16 protein-coding genes are annotated in these 18711 nt (G+C 54.0%); 10 read left to right on the top strand and 6 right to left on the bottom strand.

Features of this window, described 5'->3' with window-relative positions; translation table 11 throughout:
• The first annotated feature begins 244 nt into the window (after positions 1–244).
• From mnmL to RW092_RS15090, 4 genes are read left to right on the top strand one after another with little or no spacing between them, the layout of a single operon-like run.
• Complete coding sequence (gene mnmL, locus RW092_RS15105) at positions 245–1198, top strand: tRNA modification radical SAM protein MnmL/YtqA (RefSeq protein ID WP_016312998.1); 954 nt, start codon at positions 245–247, stop codon at positions 1196–1198.
• Between the two features lie 6 nt (positions 1199–1204).
• Positions 1205–1801, top strand: a complete 597-nt coding sequence (gene mnmM, locus RW092_RS15100) for a tRNA 5-(aminomethyl)-2-thiouridylate-methyltransferase MnmM (protein WP_316010599.1) — start codon at positions 1205–1207, stop codon at positions 1799–1801.
• A gap of 16 nt (positions 1802–1817) precedes the next feature.
• A complete protein-coding gene (locus tag RW092_RS15095) occupies positions 1818–2216 on the top strand; it encodes a VOC family protein (RefSeq protein ID WP_016313000.1) in 399 nt (132 codons plus the stop codon).
• Between the two features lie 36 nt (positions 2217–2252).
• Entirely contained in the window at positions 2253–3200 is a 948-nt protein-coding gene (locus RW092_RS15090; RefSeq protein WP_016313001.1) for an alpha/beta hydrolase, read from the top strand.
• Between the two features lie 80 nt (positions 3201–3280).
• On the opposite strand, the gene RW092_RS15085 is transcribed toward RW092_RS15090, so the two are convergent.
• From RW092_RS15085 to recQ, 6 genes are all read right to left on the bottom strand, one after another.
• Entirely contained in the window at positions 3281–5230 is a 1950-nt protein-coding gene (locus tag RW092_RS15085; RefSeq protein WP_316010598.1) for an FtsX-like permease family protein, read from the bottom strand.
• The gene (locus tag RW092_RS15080) at positions 5205–5975 is read right to left on the bottom strand and encodes an ABC transporter ATP-binding protein (protein WP_316010597.1); all 771 of its coding nucleotides are present in this window, start codon (positions 5973–5975) and stop codon (positions 5205–5207) included. The genes RW092_RS15085 and RW092_RS15080 overlap by 26 nt, the downstream gene beginning before the upstream one ends.
• Positions 5976–6202: 227 nt before the next feature.
• A complete protein-coding gene (locus RW092_RS15075; protein WP_316010596.1) occupies positions 6203–7213 on the bottom strand; it encodes a sensor histidine kinase in 1011 nt (336 codons plus the stop codon).
• Positions 7210–7932: a response regulator transcription factor gene (locus RW092_RS15070; protein ID WP_016313005.1), complete on the bottom strand. Its 723-nt coding sequence runs from the start codon at positions 7930–7932 to the stop codon at positions 7210–7212. Before RW092_RS15070 ends, RW092_RS15075 begins: the two co-directional genes overlap by 4 nt.
• Before the next feature lie 16 nt (positions 7933–7948).
• Positions 7949–9760 carry a B12-binding domain-containing radical SAM protein gene (locus tag RW092_RS15065; RefSeq protein WP_316010595.1) on the bottom strand — a complete coding sequence of 604 codons (1812 nt, stop codon included), beginning with the start codon at positions 9758–9760 and terminating at the stop codon, positions 7949–7951.
• A gap of 12 nt (positions 9761–9772) precedes the next feature.
• Positions 9773–11605, bottom strand: a complete 1833-nt coding sequence (gene recQ, locus RW092_RS15060) for a DNA helicase RecQ (protein ID WP_127576261.1) — start codon at positions 11603–11605, stop codon at positions 9773–9775.
• Between the two features lie 185 nt (positions 11606–11790).
• Here recQ and RW092_RS15055 point away from each other — a divergent pair, with 185 nt between their 5' ends.
• From RW092_RS15055 to RW092_RS15030, 6 genes are all read left to right on the top strand, one after another.
• On the top strand, positions 11791–13473 hold the full coding sequence (locus RW092_RS15055) for a spore germination protein (RefSeq protein ID WP_316010594.1): 1683 nt from the start codon (positions 11791–11793) through the stop codon (positions 13471–13473).
• Complete coding sequence (locus tag RW092_RS15050) at positions 13421–14518, top strand: GerAB/ArcD/ProY family transporter (protein WP_316010593.1); 1098 nt, start codon at positions 13421–13423, stop codon at positions 14516–14518. Before RW092_RS15055 ends, RW092_RS15050 begins: the two co-directional genes overlap by 53 nt.
• The gene (locus tag RW092_RS15045; RefSeq protein WP_316010592.1) at positions 14511–15737 is read left to right on the top strand and encodes a Ger(x)C family spore germination protein; all 1227 of its coding nucleotides are present in this window, start codon (positions 14511–14513) and stop codon (positions 15735–15737) included. Before RW092_RS15050 ends, RW092_RS15045 begins: the two co-directional genes overlap by 8 nt.
• Before the next feature lie 12 nt (positions 15738–15749).
• On the top strand, positions 15750–15959 hold the full coding sequence (locus RW092_RS15040) for a CLC_0170 family protein (protein WP_016313012.1): 210 nt from the start codon (positions 15750–15752) through the stop codon (positions 15957–15959).
• 89 nt (positions 15960–16048) lie between these two features.
• On the top strand, positions 16049–17500 hold the full coding sequence (gene rlmD, locus RW092_RS15035) for a 23S rRNA (uracil(1939)-C(5))-methyltransferase RlmD (protein ID WP_316010591.1): 1452 nt from the start codon (positions 16049–16051) through the stop codon (positions 17498–17500).
• Positions 17501–17738: 238 nt separating this feature from the next.
• Entirely contained in the window at positions 17739–18623 is an 885-nt protein-coding gene (locus RW092_RS15030; protein ID WP_316010590.1) for a fructosamine kinase family protein, read from the top strand.
• Positions 18624–18711 lie beyond the last annotated feature (88 nt).

Raw genomic sequence — 18711 nt, 5'->3', positions numbered from 1 at the left:
CGTTCGCCGGGGAGACGAGACGAGTGATTCCCTTTTCGATATATTTTGGAATTGGGGTCCAACGAAATTGATAATCTCAAAATAACATATTTCACTACACTGCCGCAAGGAAACAGGCAAGCAGCATTCCCCTTTTCGCGTGAAATTTGATACAATAAATCCAGTGGAACCGGCGTACGGACGGGGCTTTCGCCGTTGTATAATTATGCAGAAAAATTTTTTGTGACAAAATGAAGGAGCCGCAATGAGTACACTGATGACGGACACCCCTGCTGTGTGGGGAGACAAAAGATTTCATACCTGGAATTTCGAGATGCGCCAAGAGTTTGGGGACAAGGTTTTTAAAGTGATGCTGGATGCCGGATTCACTTGCCCCAACCGCGATGGCACGATTGCCAAGGGCGGTTGCACGTTCTGCAGCGCCCGGGGATCGGGCGATTTTGCCGGAAGCCGCCGGGACGATCTGGTAACGCAATTTGCCACGATCCGCGACCGGCAGCATCTGAAGTGGCCGCATGCGAAATATATTGGATATTTTCAGGCTTATACGAATACTTATGCGCCGGTGGAGGTGCTTCGTGAATATTACGAGGCGATCCTGGAGCAGCCGGGCGTCGTCGGGTTATCTATCGCCACGAGACCGGATTGCCTGCCAGACGATGTCGTGGATTATTTAGCCGAGCTCAATGAGCGTACCTACCTCTGGGTTGAAATGGGCTTGCAAACGATCCATGAGTCGACGTCCACGCTGATCAACCGGGCGCACGATACGCAATGCTACCTCGATGCGGTAGAGAAGCTGCGCGCACGCGGCATCCGGGTGTGCACGCATATTATTTACGGCCTGCCGCAGGAAACGCATGAAATGATGCTGGAGACCGGCCGAGCTGTAGCCAACATGGATGTGCAAGGCATTAAGATCCACCTGCTCCATCTGATGCGCAAGACGCCGATGGTGAAGCAGTACGAGGCAGGGTTGCTGCGTTTCCTGGAACAGGACGAATACGTCAAACTGATCGTGGACACGCTGGAATTTCTGCCTCCAGAGATGATCGTGCATCGGCTGACCGGCGACGCGCCGCGCGACCTGCTGATCGGACCGATGTGGAGCCTTAAGAAATGGGAAGTGCTTAATGCCATCGACGCGGAGCTGAAGCGCCGCGATTCCTGGCAGGGCAAATACTGGAGAGGACGTTGAGAGCGTATGGGCTTCCTCTCTGTATTAAGCTTCGCGCATAAACTCACCGGCGAACGGCTGAGGCTCGGCGACGCGGCCGTCGATGCCACAGCGGGGACCGGTGCGGATACGCTGTTCCTGGCCAAAGCCTGCGGTCCGAAGGGGCGAGTGTTCGCCTTCGATATCCAGCCGCAGGCGCTGGCGCTCACGCAGGCTCGGCTGGACAAGGAGTCGGCGGATACCCTCGCCGACGTTACCCTGCTCCAGGCGAGCCACGCGGACATGGCGGCCGTGCTTCCAACGGACGTGCACGGGCGGCTCGGCGCCGTGATGTTCAACCTCGGCTATTTGCCGGCCGAGGGCGCCGACCCGGCGCTGATCACGCAGCCGGACAGCACGCTGGCCGCCTTGGAGGCCGCGCTGGCCTTGCTGCGGCCGCGCGGGATTTTGACGGCCGTCCTCTACCCCGGCCATCCCGGCGGCGACGCCGAAGCGGCGGCGGTGGAAGCCTGGGCGGCCGCACTGCCCGCCTCTGCCGGGCAAGCGATCCTGTACCGGCAGCCGCAAAGGCCGGCTGCTCCGTATTTGATTGCAATTGAGAAAAAATCAACCAATTCCATTTAAACTGGAGGTCATCGGTATGGGCATTCGCAAAATCGAGCATGTCGGAATTCGCGTCTCGGCGCTGGAGGATTCCATCGAATTTTATGAACGGGTGATCGGCATGAAGCTGTTATCCACGATCGGTGAAGTGGGGGATCCGCTGCGCCTGGCCTTCCTCACCTTTCCGGGTCAGGAATCCGTTGAGGTCGAGTTAATTAATCTTCCTAAAGGAGAAGAGTTGCCAAATGAGGGCAAAGTGCATCATATCGCCTTTACCGCCAGTGACATTGAGGAGGAATACGCCCGGATCTCCGAATTAGGCTTATCCGGCCTCGACCCGGAAATCCGAAGTCTGCCCAACGGCAGCCGATTCTTCTTCTTTAACGGGCCTGATGGCGAACGGATAGAATTTTTCCAGCCTGCGTTTCTCGCTTAAGGTCTTCTCATATTTCCGTGGAAAGAGGGGCTGCGCTTGAAAGAGCATACGTTTACGTTCGACAATGACACCAGTCACGGCGTCTTCGTGTATCGTTGGATCGCCAAGGACACCGCTGCCCCGCCGCGCGGGGTGCTGCAAATCGCCCACGGCATGGCGGAAACGGCCAAGCGCTATGAGCGCCTGGCTCGGCTGCTGACCGCCCACGGCTTTATCGTCTACGCGAACGATCATCGCGGACACGGGCGGACGGCTGGCAGTCCGGAGGAATTAGGCTGGCCTGGCAAACAAGGCTTTACCGGCATGGCCGAGGATATGATTCAGCTCACGAAGATCATCCGTCAGGAGCATCCCGATCTTCCCTTGTTTCTGCTCGGCCACAGCATGGGCTCCTTTCTGACGCAGAAGGTCATGTACCTGGCCCCGGAGCCGTACGCCGGATTTATTCTCTCAGGAACAAATGGCCCCCGGGGACTGCTGGGCTTGGGACGAAGCCTCGCACGCCTGCAAAGCCTGCTGCAAGGCGAGAGCCATCCCAGCCTGCTGATGAACGCGGTGACCTTCGGGAGCTTTAACCGTAACTTTCTTCCGTCTCGGACGCCCTTTGACTGGCTCTCTCGGGACGAGGCCGAGGTGGATAATTACATCGCCGACCCGCACTGCGGTTTCTTGTGCAGCGCCGGCTTCTTTTACGGCTTCTTTGGTCTGCTGCAGGAGATTCACCGCCCGGAGAAAATGCGCTTGATCCCGAAGGATAAGCCGGTTTATATCTTTGGCGGCGATCTCGACCCCGTTGGCCTCAACGGCGCCGGCGTCCGGCGCCTCGTTGGACTGTACCATCAGCTCGGCCTCGAGGATGTTGAGGTGCGGCTGTATCCCGGAGGCCGCCACGAGATGCTTAACGAAATCAACCGCGACGAAGTGATGTCGGAACTGTTGAACTGGATCGAAAGGCATATGCCGCCCGTATCAGCGGATGCCTAGTAATAAATGAAGCGAGCCTGCGGAATCGGCACTTCGAGAAGAAGAGGCCGGTTGGCAGACTCGCCTTTTTCGTAATGGACTTAGACCATCACACGCTTTAACTGCACGACATAACGTGAACGCACCACGACGAAATAGAGCAGCTGCGCCGCCCAGAAAGCACCAGAGGCGGTCAGCACCGGGACGGTGACATTCCCCAGCAGGAACCGGGTTCCGAGCAGGGACAGAACCACCATCGTTTGAATTCCGGAGATCGCCACCGGAATGAAGAAGAGCAGCGCGATCTGCAAGCTGGAAGAGTAGCGCATTTCGCGGTCGCTTAGCCCGATTTTCGATAAGGAATGGTACATGCGCCGATCTTGATTGAGCTCACTGTAGAGCTTGAAATACAGGAAGCTGGCGGAGGAGATCGAGAAAATTGCGGCGATAAAGATGCCCACAAAGCTCAGCATCGAGAGCTGCTCCCGAGCTTCCGCAAACGTCCTGCCCCGCGAGCTCATATAATTGCCCGTCTCATCCTGATCCAGGCGCTCCATCATTCCTTGAAACAGCTGCTTTCCGATGACGACTTCGGGATCTTGGAGACGCGGAACTCCTTTGCGCTGCCAATCCGGAATATAGATCTTCATGTTTCGGTACAGCCGATTCTGTTTCTTTTCCGTCATACCGTTCTTCAGCTTCGTAAAATCTGCATCGGATAACACGACCACGGAAATATTGCTGCTGATTCCCGTCAACGGAACTTCGTTAGGCAGCAACTCCAGCTCCAGAGGCTGCTCCAGAAATGAGAGGGATAACGGAAGGGTCGCCCCCTTCAATGCGTTCGCTGTCGCCGATCCTTCCATCGCATAAGCGATCGCTTGTCCCGGACCAATCTTCGGCAACCCTTGAGTACCAAGCAACTCTGCAGCCTTGTTATAATCCGAGCGCGGCAGGACATTGACATACATTTCGGATGATCCGATGTATCCAAAAAAAGACTCTTGTTCCACCGTCTCATAACGGATCCCCCGTTCGGACAACTGCTGATCGATCCAAGCCAAATCCTTCTCGACGAAATCCTCATTATAGATGCCATACGTAAAGGCAAATGGATTTGCTTTATAAATCCGCTCATTCTGGGCATTAGCCGCCAAAATGACGCCTACGCTCATACAAGCCAGCGAGATCGCGACGGTGACCATAAACAGCATCCGTGCGTTATCCTTGATTTTATAGGCCATTTCCGATATCCAGAGCAACCGGGTTCCGCGCCATAACAAGCGACGGCTTCGTTTCAGCAATCGAATCAATGCTACCGTCACCTGGGTATAGAAAAAGTAAGTCCCCCAGATCCCGGTTGCGGCCGCAAGCATCATTTTCATAAAGTCGAGGCTGTTGCCGCCTTTCAGGAGCATAACGGCGCTAGCCAGCAACGCCACGCCAAGAAGTGCCAGCACCCAAGACACCCTCGGTTCTGTTTTCGGTTTACTGCTTCCGCCAAGCAGCTCGACCACCCGATTTTTCCGGACAAAGACCAGCGTAAATATGGACAATACCACAAACAGCAGAAGGAAAGCGACCGTCGTGAACCCCATCGCCTTCCAGGGCCAGTAGAAAGGAAGCCGCTCGATTCCAGTCACCTTCGTGCTCAGCAGCAGGAACAGCTTGGACAGCAGCAAACCACCCGCCAGCCCCGCCGCGATGGCTCCTGCACCGATGATCAAATTTTCGAGAAAGATCAGCCGGTTAATCGAACCAGAGGTCGCCCCAAGCAGCGAGAGTACACCAAACTCCTTACTGCGCGCCTTCAAGAAGCTGCCGATGGAGAACAGCACAAACAGGATCGAAAACACGAAAATGATATACTCCGCCACTTCCATTCCAATGCGGGTCATCCGTCCGATCTCGCTTTGCGTAATCCCCGGATGGAAGATGAATATCGCGTAGGTAAAAAAGATCATCACCATAAAGGCGCTGCTTAAAAAGTAAGCGAAATAGGCCCGGGCGTTCCGTCGGACGTTGTTAAACGCGAATTGAAGAAAGTTCATGCGCATTCCCTCCCAGATACGACAGCATGTCGATGATCTTCTGAAAAAAGGCTTGTCTGCTGTCCCCCCGGTGAATCTCGTTTGTCAGCCGGCCGTCCTTGATAAATACGACCCGGTCACAATAGCTGGCGGCCAACGGATCATGACTGACCAGCATCATGGTCATCCCTTCGGTGCGGTTTAACGTCTCCAACAGCTCCATGACATTCCGGGATGCGTTTGAATCCAGCGAACCCGTCGGTTCATCGGCTAACAGCAAGGACGGTGAAGCGATCATAGCGCGAGCGATCGCCGCTCGCTGCCGTTGCCCGCCGGAGATTTCATACGTCCGTTTACCGAGAATTTCCGTAATGCCGAGCCGCTCCGCGATGGCCTGCAGCTTCTGATCCATTTCCCGAAACGGACGATGGTCCAGTGTTAAAGGAAGTACAATATTTTCCGCAACGGTGAGCGTGTCCAGCAGGTTGAAATCCTGGAACACGAACCCTAGCTCCCGGCGGCGGAAGGCGGCGAGCTCCTTACGTTTCAGCGTGTGTGGATTTTTGCCGTTAATCCATACTTCCCCCGAACTAGGTGTATCTATGGTAGAAACTAGATTAAGCAACGTGGTTTTCCCGCTGCCGGAGGGTCCCATAATGCCAACGAATTCGCCCCTTTCGATCGTAAGCTCGATGTCCTGCAGCGCGCGCGTTGCGACTTTTCCCGGGTAGACCTTGCTCAGCCCTTGGACCTTAAGCATTTCCATCGTTTGAATTTCTCCTTTCCTTGAGCCAGCGGTGAGCGTCTGCGTTATCCCTCACGCCCTTGCCGCAGCTCGGTTGTTGCTTTATGGTTATACTCTATCCCAACGCCGGAAAGTCAGCCATCGATCGAACTTAAACGAATCTTAAAAGTTTGTAAGGTTATGTTCGGTCAGCAAAAAAAGCAGCAACCTCGCCGATCGAACTGGTCCGATCTCTGCAAAGTCCCTGCTTATTCAAATGGCCGTTGCTGTTCAAACAGCAACCTTACCGTTGTCCCTTGTCCCGGCGTGGACTCCAACTCCACTTGATGCCCTAAGCGGTTGCAGACCTCACGGACCAGATACAGGCCCATACCGGTTGATTCGCTGTACTGGCGTCCGCGCTGCCCCGTATAATAAGGCTCGAAGATGCGGCGAATATCCTCCTTAAGAATGCCGATGCCGTAATCACGGACCTCCAGCACCGTTTTTTTGCCGCGAAGATAAGCAGTTAGCTCCACCTTGTCCCCGACCCCGGCGGAATAATTTACAGCGTTGGTGATCAGTTGGCCAAGCACAAACGTCAGCCACTTCTTATCGGAGTACACTTCCACCTCCTCATCGATCCGAATATCCGGATGAACTGCCTTGCGAATGAACAACTTGCGGTGATCCGCAACTGCCTCGTTCACGACGGTGAGCAGCGAGACCGGAACGACATGAAAATCATGTTCGAACTGTTCCAGCCGGGAGGTGTACAATGCCATCTCCAACCCTTTGCGCAGCCGGTCCAGCTCCTCCTGGATGCTGTCGAGCACCGCTTCCGGGATCGTCTCTTTCTCGCGTTCATTTTCCAAGGTAAGCTGGATAACTGAAATCGGGGTCTTCATCTGATGCACCCAGCGCCCCGTAAACGCAGCGTGATGCTCACGTTGCTTGCCATAACGATAAAGCTCCGCTTCGTACAGCCGGTACCCGGATTTGAGAAGCTCATCCAAAGCCTCGGCAAGCGGCGTATCCCCCGTCGGCTGCAGCAGCTCCTCCAGCGTCCGGGGCGGCTCCGTCACTCGCCGATAGAGCTCGCGGTTTCTGATATACCGGTAGAACAAGTAGGAGATCAGCAGCGTAAAGCTCAGCACACAAGCGTACGCCGCAATCTCAGCCTGACTGTTGCCAGCCAGCCAATACAACAAAGGCACCAACAAGATTTGCGGTACGAGAAACAGGAGCAGCGGCACATGTTCTTTCCAGAACAGCCTCATTTCGGGGCCTCCTCGAAGCCGAAGGCAGGAGGACTGTTCGTTCGCAGCAGGTACCCTGCTCCGCGAACGGTCTCCACCGCATCTTCCAGGTCTAGCTCCTTCAGCTTCTTCCGGATGCGGGTCACATACACATTCAGCGTATTATCGTCGATGAAATGATGTCCCTGCCACATCAAATCTAGCAGCTTCTCCCGGCTGACGACCCGCCCGGCTTTTTGCAGGAGCGCTTCCAGCAGCACCGCTTCCTTCTGTGTCAACAAGACGGACTTCTCCCCGTTCGTCACCGTAAACCGCTCTGGATACAACACCAGCCCCGCCGCACTTACGGTTCGCTCCTCCTGCTTGCCTGAATAATCGCCGTAGGCCCGCCGCAGTTGGCTGCGGATCTTCGCCATGACCACATCATAGGAAAAAGGCTTCGTCATGTAGTCATCGGCGCCGTTATCGAGCGCCATCACCTGGTCCATGCCGCTGTCGCGCGCTGAGAGGAAGATGATCGGACAGGTGGACATCCCGCGGATTTGCCGGCACCAATAGAAGCCGTCGAACTTCGGCAAATTCACGTCCAGCAGCACCAGATCGGGGGCGTATTCCCGGAACGTCTCCAGCACCCGGTTGAAGTCGTCCACCACGACCGCGCGGTATCCATACTTCTCGATATGCTCTGACAGCATTCCAGCCATTTTGGCATCATCCTCGACGATCAGGATCGTAAACATCCTTAAAGTCAGCTCCTCACTTGAGCAGGGTGCGATGCTCCGGGGACCAAGCGCTTAAATTGGCGTAAAAATACACCGGACGCTCGTCCGCTTCTTGCTGGTACAGAACAACGAGCAGCGTCCCTTGCGACGCATCGCCTGCGCTTGCTGATGCCGCAGGTGATTCCGCTCCTTCCGCTGGCAACACATCACCCAGCGCAAACGGCAATTCTTCGAGGCAAGCATACTTCTGCAGCTCGCGTTCGTCCAGGCCGTATGCCGCAAATTGCTCCGACAAGGCGGACGGCTGTTCAGCCAGCGCCCGGAAATACGCGCTGCGCCGGTCTTTGTCTACCCGGTCTTCCCACCAGATTTTCCGCGGCTTATATTTGTGTCCAAGCAGATAGTCGAGCTTCATCAACCCCAGCACAACCTCCGGCTCTTTCAACGTACGGCCGCTAAGGAACGCATGAAGCCGAGTGAACAGGTCCTCTAACTGATGGCCGATCCGCTGCCACCCTTGCTCTTCCCAGTAGTCGCCAAACTCTTGGAAGAAGTCAAACGGCGAATCGAACTCGTGAGTCACCAGATACTCCACGGTGTGATCCATGCGATGCGCATTCCAATACTTCTCCAGCACGTCCTCCAGCCGCTTCAACCGAATGACGTCCTCAAACGGCAGCACGTTATTGCTCAGGATTTCATAAGGCGCATGATCCATGAACACGTAGTTGTATTTCTCCGCGTCGTTCCGCAGCCCGGTTCCGCGCAGCATCTTCAGGAAGCCAAGCTGCAGCTCCTCGGGGCGCAACGCGAACACGTCATTAAACGTTTTGCGGAACGTGGCATAATCCTCTTCCGGCAGTCCGGCGATCAAATCCAGATGCTGGGCGATTTTGCCGCTTTCCTTGATTTTGGTGACGGTCCGAGTCAGCTTCGTAAAGTTCTGGCGGCGTTTCACCAGTTCATTAGTTGGATCGTTTGTGGACTGCACGCCAATCTCGAAGCGGAAGATTCCTGGCGGCGCGTTCTCCGCCAAATAGTCCAGCACCTCTGGCCGCATGATGTCCGCCGTAATTTCGAACTGGAAGACACAACCTTGATGGTTGTTGATCAGAAATTCGAACATTTCCATCGCGTAATTACGGTTAATGTTAAACGTACGGTCCAGAAATTTAATGATCTTCGCGCCGTTCTCGATCAGGTACAGAATGTCAGACTTCACCCGTTCGATATCGTAGTACCGCACGCCCACCTCAATACTTGAGAGGCAAAACTGGCAGCTGAACGGACAACCGCGGCTGGTCTCGAAATAGACGATCCGTTTGCCGAGATTCGGAATATCCTCGGGAAAACGATGCGGCGACGGCAGCGTGTTCAGATCGGATTTGGGCCGAGGCGGATTTAGCACAACCTCTTCCCCTTTGCGGTAAGCTGCGCCAAACACGAAGTGGAACTTCTGCTCCCCGGACAGCTCCTGCAGCAAATGGTGGAACGTTTCCTCTCCGTCCCCCATGACGATAAAATCCACCTCCGGGATCCGCTCCATCCAGTATTTCGTATCGTAGCTGACCTCGGGGCCGCCCAGTACAACCTTCACTTCCGGCAGCACTTTCTTCAGCAAGGCCACCACTCGAATCGTCTCTTCGATATTCCAGATATAACAAGAGAATCCGATGACATCCGGCTTCCGCTTAAACAGATCCGATACGATGTTCATCACCGGGTCCTTGATCGTATATTCGGCCAGATCAATGTCAAACTCGTTGCCGCTGTAGGCTTTGAGCAGCCGGATCGCCAGCGAGGTATGAATAAATTTTGCGTTCAGCGTTGCCAATATGACTTTCACATGCTCACAACCCTACTCCATATTTTGAAAAAACTCCAGAAACGGCTTTCCGTATTTACGGTACTTCACTTCGCCGACGCCCTTGATTCTCAGCATATCCGCTTCACTGGTCGGACAGACCACACTCATCTCGCGCAGCGTCGCATCGTTGAAAATAATATAGGAAGGAACCCGCTCCTTCTCGGCCAAATCGCGGCGGATCAAGCGCAGCTGCTCAAACACCGTCTCATTGACAGCAGACGGCCCTTCATCGTACTTCCGGCGCCGCGAGCTAGACGACGATGAGGACGCAGTCACAGGCTCCGGCGCACGCAGCATCACCTGATGGCGGCTCTTCAGCACCTCAACCGCCAGCGGTTGCAGCCTTACGACCGGATATTGCCCTTCAGACAAGGCTAAATACCCTTCCGCTATAAACACATTGATCAGTTCAGAAATTTCCTTCTCAGTACGAGTCCGCAGCATACCGTAAGTAGGCAACTGGTCAAAGCCGTATTGCAGCACCTTTTTGTTCTGCGAGCCCTTAAGCACCGAAGCGACGAGCGAGACGCCAAACCGCTCCCGCATCCGATGGATGCAGGAGAAGACGATTTGCGCATCCCGCGTCATGTCGACGAGCTCCCGTTCGTCTCGACAGGAGCTGCAAATGCCGCAAGGTGTGCGGTCATGAGCTTCGCCGAAATAATCCAGCATCGCCCAGCGCAAGCAGCTGGTCTGGTAGCAATATTCAACCATCTGCTGCAGCTTACGATATTCGTTACGTTTGCGCTCCCCATCCTGCGGGTTTTGCTCAATCAGGAATTTCTGCGTCATAATGTCCTGCGGGCTAAACAGCAGGATGCATTCGCTGGGCTCGCCGTCCCGTCCGGCCCGGCCTGCTTCCTGAACATAAGCCTCCATGTTCTTCGGCATATTGTAGTGGATGACATACCGGACATTCGATTTGTCGATCCCCATCCCAAAGGCATTGGTCGCGACCATCACGCGAATGTCGTCATAGAGAAAAGCCTCCTGGCTCTCCTCCCGCTCCTTGTCGGACAAGCCGGCATGGTAGCGGCCGGCAGGGATGCCGGCACGGCACAGGCGATCGTACAGGTCGTCAACCTCCTTGCGAGTGGCGGCGTAGACGATGCCGGGCTGATGCGCATGGGTCGTCGCGTAATTCAGGACGAATTCGCGCTTGTTCTCCCCACGCAGCACCGACATCGCCAGGTTGTCCCGGCCCAAGCCGGTGACGAACACCGCCGGATTCGCTAGACGCAGCAAGCGAACCATGTCGTCCATGACCTCCGGCGTTGCTGTAGCTGTAAAGGCTGCCAGGATCGGCCGTTGCGGCAGCGACTCCACAAACGGGGAGACCGCCAGATAGCTCGTCCGGAAGTCGTGTCCCCACTGGGACACGCAGTGTGCTTCGTCGACGGCGACACAGGAGATAGCGAGCTCACTCATTTCCTCGCGGAACCAGTCCAGCTCCAGCCGCTCCGGCGCCACGTAGAGCAACTTCAATTCACCGCGGCGTGCTGCCCGAATGCGGTCGTTGACTTCCTTGCCCGACAGCGTGCTGTTGATGTAGGCAGCGGAGATGCCCATCGCGGTGAGCGCATCCACCTGGTCCTTCATCAACGAGATCAACGGGGACACCACCAGCGTCAGACCCGGCAGCATTAGAGCCGGGATCTGATAACAGATCGATTTCCCACCGCCTGTCGGCATAATGCCCAGCGTATCTGCGCCGGATAATACACTCTCGACGATCCGCCGCTGGCCTTCGCGGAAATCGGGGTATCCGTAATATTTCTGCAGCAGTTGCTGCGCATGTTCCATCGTAAGTGCTTCCGTGCTCATTCGTTTGATTTCACCTAACTTCCCATCAGGCCGTTGCCTTCCCGAGCTCCGGGACAGACCGGCTTTATGCACTTTTTTAGTTTACCGGGGTTTGAACAATTGGGCAACCGCTGCTAATGCTACATAAACTTTACCAAAAAGACCAACACTCTCTAATAACTGAAATTCGTCCGGAGGCGGCAGTTATGATGGAGTGGAAATCCAAATACGAAGCGTATATGAAAAAGATTCATTCATCATCTTCCTCGAACAATTCCTCCCTCGAAGGAAACCAGCCAAGGCAGCTTGAGGCGAGTCTGGAAAATAACTTGAACATGATTCATCAACATATGAATCATTACGCAGATCTGGTTGTTCGCCAGGTGATGTTGGACAAACGAGACGCGGCTTTGCTCTTCCTCACCTCCATCACGGATCAAAAGTTGATTCAGGAGGGGATCGTAGCCCCGATGCAGTCTCCTTTCCTTTCCCATGAGTTGGATCTGGAGAAGGGAAAGGATTCGTCAAAGACCTTGGATCCGTTTGAACAGGTGTACCGGGAGCGAGTGCATGCGAACTTCGGTCAGCGAAGCTCCGATTGGAGCGTCCTGCTGGACCTGATGATGAAGGGACATACTGTGCTGCTCATCGACGGTTACGCCGAAGGGGTGACCTTCAATACACGGAGTATTGAGAAGCGATCGATCGAACAACCTCAGACCGAGCAGGTCATCCGTGGCTCACGGGACGGGTTTATTGAGCAGTTGGAGACGAACCTGTCGCTGATCCGTTACCGGCTGCAAACGGCCGATTTGGTTGTAGAAACCGCCGATCTAGGTACCCGCTCCAAATCGAAAACCGCGGTCTGCTACATCAGCGGAATCGCCAATCCCGACTTGGTTAGCGAGGTGATGCGGCGGTTGTCCAAAATTGACATCGACGGCATCATTGACGCCGGGTACATCGAACAGTTCATTGAAGACCAGCCGATCTCACCGTTTCCACAGATTCAGAACACGGAACGGGCAGATAAAACCGCTGCCGCTTTGCTGGAAGGCCGAATAGCGATTCTGGTGGAAGGCTCCTCCTTTGCTTTGATCGTCCCGGCACTGTTTGACCAGTTTTTTCAAACGATTGACGACTATTCCGAACGCTTCCTGATCGCCAGCATGTTGCGATTTGTCCGGCTGATGGCCTTGATATTCTCCGTATTCTTTCCATCGCTATATGTATCTGTCATCTCCTATAACCCGGAGCTGATGCCTACCGATTTTGCGGTGGCGATCGCCGGGGGGCGCGCCGGAGTTCCCTTCCCCGCCATGCTGGAGGTGCTGATTATGGAGGCTTCGATGGAGGTGCTGAGGGAAGCCACGATCCGGTTGCCGCAAATGATTGGCGGTGCGCTGTCGATTGTTGGCGTACTGGTCATCGGACAAGCCGCTGTATCCGCTGGCCTGTCGAGCCCGATTACGGTGGTTATCGTCGCCCTGACAACGATTGGCTCCTTTGCCACTCCGGCTTATAATGCAGCCATTGCGATGCGTATGCTCCGCTTTCCGCTGATCGTGTTAGCCGGCTTATTCGGATTGTACGGGGTGATGATCGGGAGCATTTTTATCGTAAATCACTTATTGTATCTGGAGTCGTTTGGCATTCCGTACCTGCAGTCCATCCTGACCAAGAAACGCGCAGGGATTGTGGACACGATCATTCGGGCTCCCTTGTGGTGGATGGGTAAGCGCCCAAGTTATCTGTACACCATCGATGACACACGGCGCGGTGCCAACACGTTCCAAGCCAATTTCAATAAGATTTTTCGACCGGAGGAAACAGCCGATGCAGAAAATAGAGAAACTCAGCACGATTCAGCTGGCCATCGTGATCAGTAGTACCATTTTTGGGCCTTACGTTTTAAGCTTTCCGCAATTGATCGCTCAGACGGCCGATAATGCCGCGCCGCTGATGACAGTAGTTGGCTCTTGCTGCGCCGCCTTCAGCCTTTTTGTGTTCACCCGCCTTAGCCAGCGATTTAGTGATCAGACACTACTGAGTTACAGCCAGACCGTAATTGGAAAACTTCCTGCCCTCTTTGCCAATTGTATTGTGTTCGCCTGCTTCTTCATCACAACAGCGCTAATGTTCCGTCAGTTTGGGGAAGTGTTGTCCACCGTCGTCTTCCGGAAAACTCCGATCGAAATGAGTATCCTGATGATGCTCATCCTTGTCGCCTTATCCTGCCGGAGGAATTCCATTCAATTTGCCTATGTTCATTTGTTTTATTGGCCGTTTGTCATTTTCCCTTTCCTGTTTCTCATCTTCATGTCGATGAAATCGGTCCATTTCTTAAATTGGTTGCCCGTGCTCGGGAATGAAGCTCCCAATTGGCCGCTCGCCATTCTATCTACGGCTTCGCTGTACCTGGGCTCCTTCATCATCACGATGCTGCTTCCAATTACAGAGAAGCCGGCTCGTGCCATGAAGTCGGTTATGCTTGGCATCGCGGTCAGCGCCAGTTTGTACCTGTTGCTCGTGCTTTCCACGATTGGGATATACGGAGTTCGGGAAACCCTTCTTCTGATATATCCTACGCTGGAAATGGCGCGCTCGATCGCTGTTGGCGACGATGTCATCGAGCGGATGGATGCGCTTTTCATTATCATGTGGGTGATTAACGTGTACACGACCATGTTTTCCACCTACTACATCACTTCAATCACCTTCAGCAAACTGCTTAAGTTCCAGGACCACCGTCTCGTGACGACGTTACTGATCCCATTCCTGTTTGGGGTCTCTTTGCTTCCTCAAGATCAATTTCAATTGTATCGATTTTCTCGGATTGCCGATGAGTCCAGTTATTTGTTCCTGACAGGCTACGCCTTGCTGCTATGGATCGTTTCGGTGATCCGACGCAAGGGAGGGCACTCTCATGGGTAACGCCCTAGGGAAGCGATGGATACAGATTTTGTTTTGCTTCGTACTAACGCTTAATTTGACAGGCTGCTGGGATCAGGTGGAAGTCGAAGAACGCGCCCTCGTGCTCGGCTTGGCTATCGATGAGGCACCTCCAGATGCCTTGGAGAAGGAACCGCAAGTCACCCATATGAAAAACATACCGTTACCTAAAAAGATGATTCGAGTGACGGCCCAAATTGCCGTTCCCGGTCGGGTTCCCCTTGGCCCCGGCACCGGCGGTATGGGAGGTGGCGGCGATGGAGAAAGCCCGGTATGGATCGTTCAAGTGTACGGGCATAGTCTGGACGAAGCTTTAAACAATATGCAGCAGGAAATTGCCGATCCTCGTTATCTCATTCATTTACGGGTGATCGTCATCAGTAAGGAAATTGCCCGAGGAGGTCTGGACGAACTAAACGATTATCTCCGCCGAAATCCAGAGGTTCGCCGGCGAACTTGGCTGCTCGTCTCCGAGACAGAAGCCGCCGAGTTGATGAAGGTGGCCCCTCCGCTCGAACGCGTGCCTACCTTGTATCTTCAGGCCATGGTTGAAAAAGCCATCGGCATGGGGAAATTTCCAGCCAATTACTTAGGCACCTTTTGGATCGAGGAATCGAACTGGGGACAGAACGGGTTTCTCCCTTACATCGCCGTTCAAGGTAAGGAACATATTTTGTTGAAAGGCATGGCTTACTTCAGCGACGGTCGCCTGGCCGGAGTCACCTCTGCGATGGATATCGGAGTCTATATGGGGATTAAGGGTACGGATCCCGGGGGGTATTCCGCCTTATTAGAAGTTCCCGATCTTGGCTATACCATGATTAAAATAACGGAGCGTCGTGCCAAAACGAATGTCCGCATCGAAGAAGGAAAGCCCCATGTATATCTGAATCTCCACCTCGAAGGAGTTCTTGATGAGCATTTCGATGCTGGCCAGGGTGCTGACTCGGAAGCTGCTCTCGAAAAAATTGAAGACGCTTTAGAGCGGAGTGCAACGAAGCTGATGCATAACTTCTGCCGTCGGACACAACAAGATCACTCAGACATTTTTGGATTTGGCGAATATGTGAGGGCGCATCATCCCGGCTTCTGGAAACAGCACATTCACCAAAAAAGCGATTGGGAACAGATGTATGCGAACATCCCAATCTCCATAAAACTCAGCGTGTCGATCCGTCGAACCGGCTTAAAGTCGAAATAGGAGATGTTTGTGATGAATCAGTTACATGTGATGACTAGCGTATTTTCTTATACGGCTTCCCTCTCCCTCTTCTCCGGACTCGTCTTGCTGCTCGTGGATCAGACGGTTTATAAAGTTCAGCAAAAGCAAAAGGAACAGAAATACGCCAAAATCTTTGGATGGGTCAACCTTTCACTGGCAGCTACCGGTTATTTGGTGTTTCTGCTATTGCAGTTGCTGTAGCCCTTCGTTATATCGGGTCATGGTATCCCTTGGATTCCCATGGTATATTGAGTCTAGTACAAACCTAATAGGATGGAGAATCAGGATTCATGAAAGATCGCAACTATGCGGGCAACCGCCCAGGGAACAAAACGCAATCGCGGCCCAAGCCGCCCATCACCAAGCGGGAACAGGCCGATGAGGTACGGACGGGCGACCGGATCGTCGTGACGATCAAGCGGCTGGGGATTAACGGTGAAGGCGTCGGCTATTACCGGCGGAAAGCCGTGTTCGTCGAAGGCGGTATTCCAGGTGAGGTCATTCACGCAGAGGTGACCCGCGTTGAACCTAAATATATCACTGCTTCGATACGAAAGATCGAGAAGCGTTCCCCGCATCGGGTGGATGCGCCGTGCCCGGTGTTTGGCATTTGCGGCGGCTGCCAAATCCAGCATTTGTCCTACGAGGGGCAGTTAGCCGGTAAAGAAGAGATCATTCGCGAAGCGTTTGCGCGTTACGCCGGTCTTGAGGATGTACGGATGAAGCCGATGCTGGGCATGGACCACCCTTGGGGCTACCGCAACAAGGCGCAGCTGCAATTAGGCATGTCCCAAGAAGGAATGATCGCCGGCTTATATGCAGCCGACTCCCATAAGCTGATTGATATTACCGGTTGCCCGATCCAACACCCGAAGGTGAACGAGGTGGTGGACAAGACCCGGAACGTGCTGCAGCGTCTAGGTATTCCGGTATATAAGGAAAAAAGCAATCAAGGGCTGGTTCGTACCATTGTCGTCCGCGTTGGGTTTCAATCCGGTCAAATTCAAGTGACTCTAGTGACGGCTAACGACAAACTGCCAAATCGCCGTGAGCTGATCAAAGAACTGCGGCTGGAAATTCCCGAGTTAACCAGCATTGCGATGAACGTAAACCCCAAGAACACCTCGCTGGTGTTTGGGAACCGCACGGAAATCTTGTGGGGAGCGGACGGGATCGAAGAATCCCTCGGTGATCTGGAATTCACCTTGTCCCCCCGCGCCTTCTTCCAGCTGAACCCGCTGCAAACCGTCAAGCTGTATGAATCGGTACGGGCGGCTGCAGGCCTGACGGGCAAAGAAACTGTCGTTGACGCCTACTGCGGCACCGGCACGATTGGCTTGTGGCTAGCGCCTTACGCGAAGGAAGTCCGCGGCATCGAATCGATCCCTGAAGCTGTCGAGGACGCCAAGGCCAATGCGGCCCGCAACGGGCGGGATAACGCTCAGTTTTATGCCGGATACGCCGAGGAGCTGCTCCCTCGCTGGGTCAAGTCCGGGTTCGCCCCGGACGTCATTGTGGCGGACCCGCCGCGCACCGGGCTGGATCCCCGCTTCCTTGAAGCAGTGCTGAAGACGAAACCGAAGCGCTTCGTCTACGTCTCCTGCAATCCGTCCACCCTGGCGAAGGATTGCAAAGCGCTGCTGGACGGCGGTTACAAGCTGGAATGGGTGCAGCCGGTGGATATGTTTCCGCAGACGAGCCATGTGGAGTGTTGCTCACTATTGGTGAGGAAAGATGACTGATTTGAGTCGCACTGTTGAACATGAAAAAAGAGGGGCAACAGCTCCTCTTTTTAGCTCTACCTGTAAGGCCGGGGATTTTCGTCCCCGGCTTTTCGTTATTACGTGGACATTGTCCACGTTTTGTCCACCTTACTGTAAATAGCCTAACTGTAGTCTTCAATTAATGATATTTTGCCTTCTTAGAGAATGATTTACGTCAAACCAATTCAAAAAATTTAATCGTTGGGATGAGGGATTTATGGAATGGATGAAATCAACGTTGAAACAGATTCTTCCGCTGCATCCGCAGGAAGACATTATATCTATTAAGGAAGTAAGCGGCGGAGATATCGGCCGTTCGTATTCGGTTGCGACCCAGGAACGCCAATGGTTCATCAAATACCGGACCGATCTGCCCGGCATCGTATTTGAACGTGAAGCTGAAGGGCTGCAACTTCTCAGAGAAACCTGTGCGGTGGCCGTTCCTGAAGCGTATTATGCTGGCGAGATCCCCGGAAGGGACGGCGGCATGATCGTATTAGAGTGGATCAAGACCGGCCTTCCCCGCCAAACAACAGAAGAAGCGCTCGGAAGAGGTATTGCAGAGCTGCACCGTAAGCAATCCCTTGGCGGACGCTTCGGACTTCATAACGATAATTATATTGGCTTGCTTCCGCAGCCGAATAGCTGGTGCGAAACGTGGAGGGAATTTTATGCAGAGCGGCGCCTCTTCCCTATGATCCAGCTGGCAGAGAAACGCGGGCGGTTGTCTACCGAGCGAAAAAAACAACTGATGCGGCTGACGGAATCGCTGGATCGATGGATTCCAGACAAAACCGAACCGTCCTTGCTTCACGGCGATCTCTGGCATGGGAACTGGATGGCAAGCGAGGATGGACAACCCTACCTCATCGATCCGGCCGTCTTCTATGGCGACCGGGAATACGAAATGGCGTTTACGGAATTGTTCGGCGGGTTTTCCTCTTTGTTTTACGCCGCATATAAAGAAGCGCACCCGCTATCCCCCGATTATGCGGATCGGCGACCTTTGTACCAACTTTATTATTTACTCGTCCACTTGATCCTGTTTGGCGAATCGTATGGCTCATCCGTTGACCGGGTGTTGGTTCGTTATGTTGGATAAGCATTAAGCCTATGTGGATAGTGTAAAATCTCTGTGGGTGTAGGAATTGGAAAAAGCGGATATAGAAAAAGAGCTTCTCCCTTGGTAA

The sequence above is a fragment of the Paenibacillus sp. 3LSP genome (assembly GCF_032465655.1).
Classification (GTDB): domain Bacteria; phylum Bacillota; class Bacilli; order Paenibacillales; family Paenibacillaceae; genus Fontibacillus; species Fontibacillus barengoltzii.
The sequence above is the reverse complement of the archived record's forward strand: the minus strand, read 5'-3'. Positions and strand labels throughout refer to the sequence as shown.